The organism is Micromonospora sp. URMC 106 (genome assembly GCF_051386395.1).
Classification (GTDB): domain Bacteria; phylum Actinomycetota; class Actinomycetes; order Mycobacteriales; family Micromonosporaceae; genus Micromonospora.
This window is the reverse complement of record NZ_JBPQTP010000185.1, coordinates 1-6,501: the sequence shown is the minus strand read 5'-3', so window position 1 is coordinate 6,501 and position 6,501 is coordinate 1. Positions and strand designations below refer to the sequence as shown.

Below are 6,501 nucleotides of genomic sequence, written 5' to 3'. Positions count from 1 at the left end.
CCCAAAGGGCGCCGGGCGGGCCGGGTCGCTTCGGGGGGTGAGGGGACGACACGGCCCACCCGGCGCCCTTTGGGGGCGGGGGTTGTGCTGGTCGCGTCGCTCCGCGTGCCACCGGCGGGGCCGGGCCGGGCTCGCCGCCGGGCGCGGTCTGGGCCGGCACCGACGGTGAACTCCGCTACACGTGGTGAGTGACGCTCGCAGCATTGTGGGCCGCCGGCCGCTCCGGCGGGAGACCCGGAACGGCCGGCATCGCCGAACTGTCAGAAATCTGACAGAAATTCAGCCCCGTACGGCCGCCATGGCCTCCGCCAGCCGCCGGACGCCCTCGTCGATCCGGTCGGCCGTCACCGCCGAGTACGCCAGCCGCAGCGCGTGCCGCCCGCCGTCGACCACGAAGTCGCTCCCCTTGACCACGGCGACCCCGCGCTCGGCGGCCGCCGGGGCGAGCTTGTCGACCTCGACGTCCTCGGGCAGCTCGACCCAGAGGAAGTAGCCGCCGTCCGGCTCCACGAACCGCGCCTCCGGGATGTGCCGGCGCAGCGACTCGGCCAGCACCCGGGCCCGCTCGCCGAGCGCGGCGCGCACGGTCTCGATCGAGCGCTCGATGTCGCCCGAGACGCAGAACTGGTGCACGATCGCCTCGGAGACCATGCCGGGCGAGATGTAGAGGCTGGTCGCCTTCTTCGCGATGTCGGCGATCAGGTCCGCCGGGCCGACCAGGTAGCCGACCCGCACGCCCGGACAGACCGTCTTGGTGAAGCTGGAGGCGTGCACCACCACGTCGCGGGTGTCGAGCGAGAGCATCGACGGCAGCGCCTCGCCGCGGAAGCGGATGTCGGCGTACGGGTCGTCCTCGAAGATCGTGAACTCGTACTCGGCCGCGAGGTCGAGCAGCTCGCGGCGCTTCTCCAGGCTCAGCGTCACGCCGGCCGGGTTCTGGTAGTTCGGGATGACGTGCGCCAGCCGGGGACGCACCCCGGACTCCAGCAGCTTGCGCAGCTCCGCGGTGTCCAGACCGTCCGGCTGGATGGAGACGCCGTGCAGCTCACTGCCCAGCCGCTGGAGGTTGAGCAGGGTCCGGTCGTACGTCGGGCGCTCGACCACCACCGCGTCGCCGGGGCGGACCAGGTGGTCGAAGAGGAACGCGTCGGCCTGCAACGACCCGTTGGTGATCAGCACCTGGTCGGCGGAGACCCCGTGCTTCTCGGCGATCCACTTCCGCAGCGGAAGGTAGCCGACGGAGGTGCCGTACGCCGTGACCCCGGCGGGGTCGGCGTCGAACGCGCGGACGGCGGCGGCCTTGAGCCCCTCGACATCGACGATGTCCAGCGAGGGAGCGCCACGGGCGAAGGAGATCAGCTGCTCGGCGGTCATGGCTGTTCAGCGTACGGAAGGCGGCGGGGTGCGCGCCGACGGCACGGCGATGTCCGCATCCTGAGCCACCGGGACGGGTGACCCGCGTCGGCCGGTCGGCGGCAGATCAGACCGGAAGGCCGAGCGGGTCGTGCTGCGCCTCGCGGGAAAGCCCGTCCACGTGCAATCCGAGCGCCGCGATGAGCTGCCCCCAGTCGAAGTAGGACCGCCAGGCCGAGATGCGGCCGCGCCGCACCCGGACGACGTCGGCCACGTCCCAGCTCACCACCCGGCCGGTCGGCGCGACGGTGCCGAACGGGGTGTGCAGCACCCCGGCGTGGGTGCCGGTCAGCCGCTGCTCGACCGCCGCGCCCCCGGCGGTCTGCACCGACCCGAGCCGCTCGACGGACAGGTCCGGGAAGGCTCCGGTCCAGGTGCGCAGCAGGGCGGGCAGCTCGATCGGGCGCACCGTGACGCCGGGCATCGAGTAGAAGGCGTCCGCCGCGTAGAGGTCCGGCAGCCGGGCCACGTCCCGGCGCAGGAGCATCGCGTACTGCTGCTCGACCAGCCGATCCGCGCCGCGCATGAGGACCTCCCCCGCGGGTCGCGGCCCGTCCGCGCCCGCATGGGGATCCTTACCCGTCGATCCGCCCGCCACACCCGCGACGGACCGGCCGCTCAGCTCGCGTCGACCATCCGGCTGGCCGCCCAGACCCGCATGATGTCGCGGACGGAGATCACCCCGGCGACCTCGCGCCCGTCGAGCACCACCAGGTGCCGGAAGCCGCCCCGGGCCATCGCCGCGGCCGCCTCCTCCACCGTCCAGTCCGGCCCGGCGTAGACCACGTCCCAGGTCAGGTGGGCGCCCGTCCGCTCGACGTCGCAGTCCAGGCCCGCGCCGATGGCGTTGAGCACGTCGCGTTCGGTCATGATGCCGACCCCCTCGGAGTCGGGATCGATCACGACCGCCGACCCGACACCGCGGGCCGACATCATCCGGGCCGCCTGACGGAGCGTGTGCTCCGGACCGACCACGAGAACCTCGTTGGACATCGCTTCCCGAACCTGCATCACGCATCACCCCTGTGGGACGGCGGCACCCGGTAGGGGACATGGTCCGCCCCGGATGTTTCCGGGACAAGAGCCGGGCGTCGCCGCGACGCCCGACCGCTCGCTACTGTCGTGACGTGTCCACCGAGCCTCTGCGCTGCGCCGGCGCGCTGATCGTCGACGACGAGGGCCGCCTCTTCGTCCAGCGGCGGTCTCCCGACCGACGAATATTTCCCAACTGCTGGGACATCGTCGGCGGCCACCTCGAACCGGGCGAGGACGTCGGGGACGCGCTGCGCCGGGAGGTGACCGAGGAGACCGGCTGGACCGTGTCGCACGTGCTCGGCCACGTCGGCGAGTACCGCTACGTCGCCGACGACGGCCTGGAACGCGTCGAGAGCGACTGGCTCGTCCGGGTCGACGGCGACCTGGCCCGGCCGACCCTGGAGGCCGGCAAGCACACCGAGTTCCGGTGGCTCGCCGCCGACGAGCTCGACCTGCTCGACGAGCACCGCGACGTCAACGACGGCCTGATCCGGCGGATCGCGGAGGAAGCCTTCGCCGCCCTGCGCTCGATCGGTCTGTGAACGACACCGTCGAGCTGGCGCCGCACCGGTTCGCCGGCCTGGTCGCCCCGGCGATCGACCGGGCCTTCGTCGCCGGCATGCTGGCCGGCCGCGACGGCGGCGGCGCGGAGCTGAGCCAGCGGTACGGCGGCCCGGCGGCCACCGGCTTCCTGCTGGAGTTCCGCACCCGGCTCGCCGCGCCCGGCGGGACGGTCGACGAGGCCGGCTTCGCCGCGGTCACCCGCTACCGGGATCCCGTCGACTGCCGGCGGGCCCTGGACAAGCAGGTGGCGTACGGGATGATCCACCGCGGCCCCGACGGCGGTCTCTCCGCCACCGAGCGCGGGCTGGCCTTCCTCGCCGAGATCTGGCAGGTGCACGCCGAGGTGACCGAGGAGCTCTGGGCCGGGCACGACGACCGGGTGCTCCGGCTGGTCGAGGCGCTCGGCCGGGTGCTCACGTACGCGCTGGTGCTGGCCGAGGAGGAGGGCGCCGACGCCGGCGCCGCGTTCGCCGCGATGGCCCCGCCGCACGAGCCGGACGGCACCCCGCCCGGGGTGCTGCTGCTCAACCGGCTGGGCACGCTGCGTTACCACCGGGCCGACGCGCACGCCGCCGCCTGGACCGCCGCCGGGCACACCGCCGCGAGCGTCGCCGCCCTGCCGCCCGGGCCGGAGCAGCTCGCCATCGAGCTGGAGACCGACCGGCGGGCCGCCGGCCCGTACACCGTGCTGACCGCCGAGGAGCGGCTGGCGATGCTGGCGGACCTGGCGGCGCTGCCCGGCTGACCCGGTTGGCCGCAGGAGCGCCGTCACGCGGGGCTATCCTCCAGCGGTGACCGGGAGTCGTACGAGGGAGGACGCCTCAATGATCGGGATGGTGCTCGCGGCCGGGGCGGGGCGCCGGCTGCGCCCGTACACCGACACCCTGCCGAAGGCGCTGGTGCCGGTGGACGGTGACACCACCATCCTGGACATCGCGCTGCGCAACCTGGCCGAGGTGGGGCTCACCGAGATCGTCATCGTGGTCGGCTACGCGGCCGACGCGGTGCGCGAGCGGCAGGCCGACCTGGAGAAGCGGTACGGCGTCACGCTCACCCTCGTGCACAACGACAAGGCCGAGGAGTGGAACAACGCGTACTCGCTCTGGCTGGCGCGGGAGCACTTCGCGCGGGGCGTGCTGCTGGTCAACGGCGACACCGTGCACCCGGTGAGCGTGGAGAAGACCCTGCTGGCCGAGCGCGGCCCGGGCATCCTGCTCGCCGTGGACACGATCAAGGCGCTGGCCGAGGAGGAGATGAAGACCACCTTCGACGCGGCCGGCCAGCTCACCCGGATCACCAAGATCATGGACCCGGGCGAGGCGTACGGGGAGTACATCGGCGCGACGCTGATCGAGCCGCACGTGGCCGACGCGCTCGCCGACGCGCTGGAGGCGACCTGGCGGCGCGACCCGAACCTCTACTACGAGGACGGCTACCAGGAGTTCGCCGACCGCGGCGGCGAGGTGCGGGCCGCGCCGATCGGGGACGTCTCCTGGGTCGAGGTCGACAACCACGCCGACCTGGCGCGGGCGCGGGAGATCGCGTGCCGCTACTAGCCCGTACGGTCAACACCCCGCTCGCGATCGAGGTCCGGCGGGGGGCGGTGGCCGACCTGGGGCCGCTCCTGGCCGACCGGCGGATCTCCGCCGGCGGCGACGTCGCGGTGGTGGTGGGGCCCGGGCAGGGCGAGCGGATCGTCGAGTTGTGCCGGCCCAGCCTGGGCTCGGCCGACGTGTTCACGGTGGCCGGGGGCAGCCTCGACTCCGCCAACGAGCTGGGCGACCAGCTGCGCCGCCGCAACTACGACGCGGTGGTCGGCATCGGCGGCGGCAGGACCATCGACACCGCGAAGTACGCCGCCAGCCGGTACGGCATCCCGATGGTGACCGTGGCGACCAGCCTGGCCAACGACGGCATCGCCTCGCCGGTGGCCTCGCTGACCCACGAGGGCGGCAAGGGCTCCTACGGCGTGCACATCCCGATCGCCGTGATGGTCGACCTCGACTTCGTGGAGAACGGCCCGGACCGGCAGACCCAGGCGGGCATCGGCGACGCGGTGAGCAACCTGAGCGCCTGCGCCGACTGGGAGCTGGCCCACCAGGTCCGGGGGGAGCCGATCGACGGCCTGGCGGTGACCCTGGCCCGCACCGGCGCCGAGGCGCTGATCAACCATCCCGGGAAGATCACCGACGACGGCTTCCTCACCACGCTGGCCGAGGCGCTGATCCTGGGCGGCATCTCGATGTCGATCTGCGGGTCGAGCCGGCCCGCGAGCGGCGGCGACCACGAGATCTCGCACGCCATCGACCGGCTCTTCCCCGGCACCGGCTCGCACGGCGAACAGGCCGGCGTCGGGGCGCTGTTCTGCACGTTCCTCCGGGGCGACCTGGAGCGGTTCGGGCAGTTGGCCCGCTGCCTGCACCGGCACGGGCTGCCCACCGGCCCGGCGGGCCTCGGGCTGACCGACGAGCAGTTCGTCCAGGCGGTCGACTTCGCGCCGCAGACCCGGCCGGACCGCTTCACCGTCCTCGAACACCTGGCGATGTCGCCTACCGAGATCCGGGAGCGACTGGCAGACTACGCCGGTGCAATCCGCGACCACCTTGGCTGAGCCCCGCCCCACCGTCGCCGACTTCCACCGGGTGAACCGGGGTGGCGGCCTGTTCAGCGAATCGGTCAGCCAGTGGCTGGGCGCGGTCTTCGCGCTCGTCGCCCAGCGCCTCGGGCTGCGCCCGACCGCGCTGACCATCACCAACCTGGTGCTCGGCCTGGCCACCTCGGTCACCGTGGTGGCGCTCGCCGGCCGGGTCGCCGCCGGCGAGGTGCCCGCCTGGGCGGTCGGGCTGCTCGCCCTGGTGGGCTGGCAGGTCGCGTACGCCCTGGACTGCGCCGACGGTCAGCTCGCCCGGGTGACCGGGCAGGGCAGCGCGGCCGGCGCCCGGGTCGACGTGCTCTGCGACGTGGCCGCCCAGATCGCCCTGGTCGCCGCGCTGGCGGCGACGGCGGTGGCGCAGGAGCCGTCGACGCCGAGCTGGCTGGTCGCGGTCTTCGCCGGCACCTGGATGGTCAACCTGGTCACCTCGGTGATGCAGGCCGGGCCGAACGCGGCCAGCATGGTCACCTCGACCTCGCTGCCCGTACGCCTGGTGAAGCTGGTCCGCGACTACGGCGCGGTGATCTTCGCCGCCGGCCTGGTGCTGATCTTCGCCCCCGCCCTCGCCCTCTGGATGGTGGTCGCGTTCACGATCGTCAACGGCGGCTTCCTGCTGGCGAGCATCGCCTTCTCCGCCCGCGCCTCGCTGCGCTGACCCCGCGCCCCGGTGGCCTGGTGCCCCGCGCCCCCGCGCCAAGATCTCGCTCGATGCGAGAAATGGTGGCATCCCGGTCGGACCGAAGGGCCATGTTCCAGGATCAAGCGCGACCTTGAAGCCAGGCCCGGCCGGAGCGATCTTGGAGGCAGGCCCGACCGGGCGGGCCTGGCTTCAAGGT

The 6,501-nt window shown here is 73.5% G+C and carries 8 protein-coding genes; 5 read left to right on the top strand and 3 right to left on the bottom strand.

Annotated features, from left to right (window positions below):
* Nucleotides 1-279 precede the first annotated feature (279 nt).
* The 3 genes from ACSNOB_RS31080 to ACSNOB_RS31070 form a co-directional block, all read right to left on the bottom strand.
* Nucleotides 280-1,374, bottom strand: a complete 1,095-nt coding sequence (locus ACSNOB_RS31080; RefSeq protein WP_393108523.1) for a PLP-dependent aminotransferase family protein — start codon at nucleotides 1,372-1,374, stop codon at nucleotides 280-282.
* A 106-nt stretch (nucleotides 1,375-1,480) separates the two neighbouring features.
* Complete coding sequence (locus ACSNOB_RS31075; RefSeq protein WP_393108521.1) at nucleotides 1,481-1,939, bottom strand: ester cyclase; 459 nt, start codon at nucleotides 1,937-1,939, stop codon at nucleotides 1,481-1,483.
* 92 nt (nucleotides 1,940-2,031) lie between these two features.
* Nucleotides 2,032-2,424 carry a CBS domain-containing protein gene (locus ACSNOB_RS31070; protein ID WP_393108519.1) on the bottom strand — a complete coding sequence of 131 codons (393 nt, stop codon included), beginning with the start codon at nucleotides 2,422-2,424 and terminating at the stop codon, nucleotides 2,032-2,034.
* Nucleotides 2,425-2,540: 116 nt separating this feature from the next.
* Here ACSNOB_RS31070 and ACSNOB_RS31065 point away from each other — a divergent pair, with 116 nt between their 5' ends.
* From ACSNOB_RS31065 to ACSNOB_RS31045, 5 genes are all read left to right on the top strand, one after another.
* A complete protein-coding gene (locus tag ACSNOB_RS31065; protein ID WP_393108517.1) occupies nucleotides 2,541-2,990 on the top strand; it encodes an NUDIX domain-containing protein in 450 nt (149 codons plus the stop codon).
* The gene (locus tag ACSNOB_RS31060; RefSeq protein ID WP_436690909.1) at nucleotides 2,987-3,757 is read left to right on the top strand and encodes a hypothetical protein; all 771 of its coding nucleotides are present in this window, start codon (nucleotides 2,987-2,989) and stop codon (nucleotides 3,755-3,757) included. The genes ACSNOB_RS31065 and ACSNOB_RS31060 overlap by 4 nt, the downstream gene beginning before the upstream one ends.
* 79 nt (nucleotides 3,758-3,836) lie before the next feature.
* A complete protein-coding gene (locus ACSNOB_RS31055; protein WP_436690907.1) occupies nucleotides 3,837-4,568 on the top strand; it encodes a sugar phosphate nucleotidyltransferase in 732 nt (243 codons plus the stop codon).
* Nucleotides 4,556-5,623, top strand: coding sequence for an iron-containing alcohol dehydrogenase family protein (locus ACSNOB_RS31050; protein WP_393108511.1), 1,068 nt, complete (start codon nucleotides 4,556-4,558; stop codon nucleotides 5,621-5,623). The genes ACSNOB_RS31055 and ACSNOB_RS31050 overlap by 13 nt, the downstream gene beginning before the upstream one ends.
* Complete coding sequence (locus ACSNOB_RS31045; RefSeq protein WP_436690904.1) at nucleotides 5,598-6,320, top strand: CDP-alcohol phosphatidyltransferase family protein; 723 nt, start codon at nucleotides 5,598-5,600, stop codon at nucleotides 6,318-6,320. The genes ACSNOB_RS31050 and ACSNOB_RS31045 overlap by 26 nt, the downstream gene beginning before the upstream one ends.
* Nucleotides 6,321-6,501 lie beyond the last annotated feature (181 nt).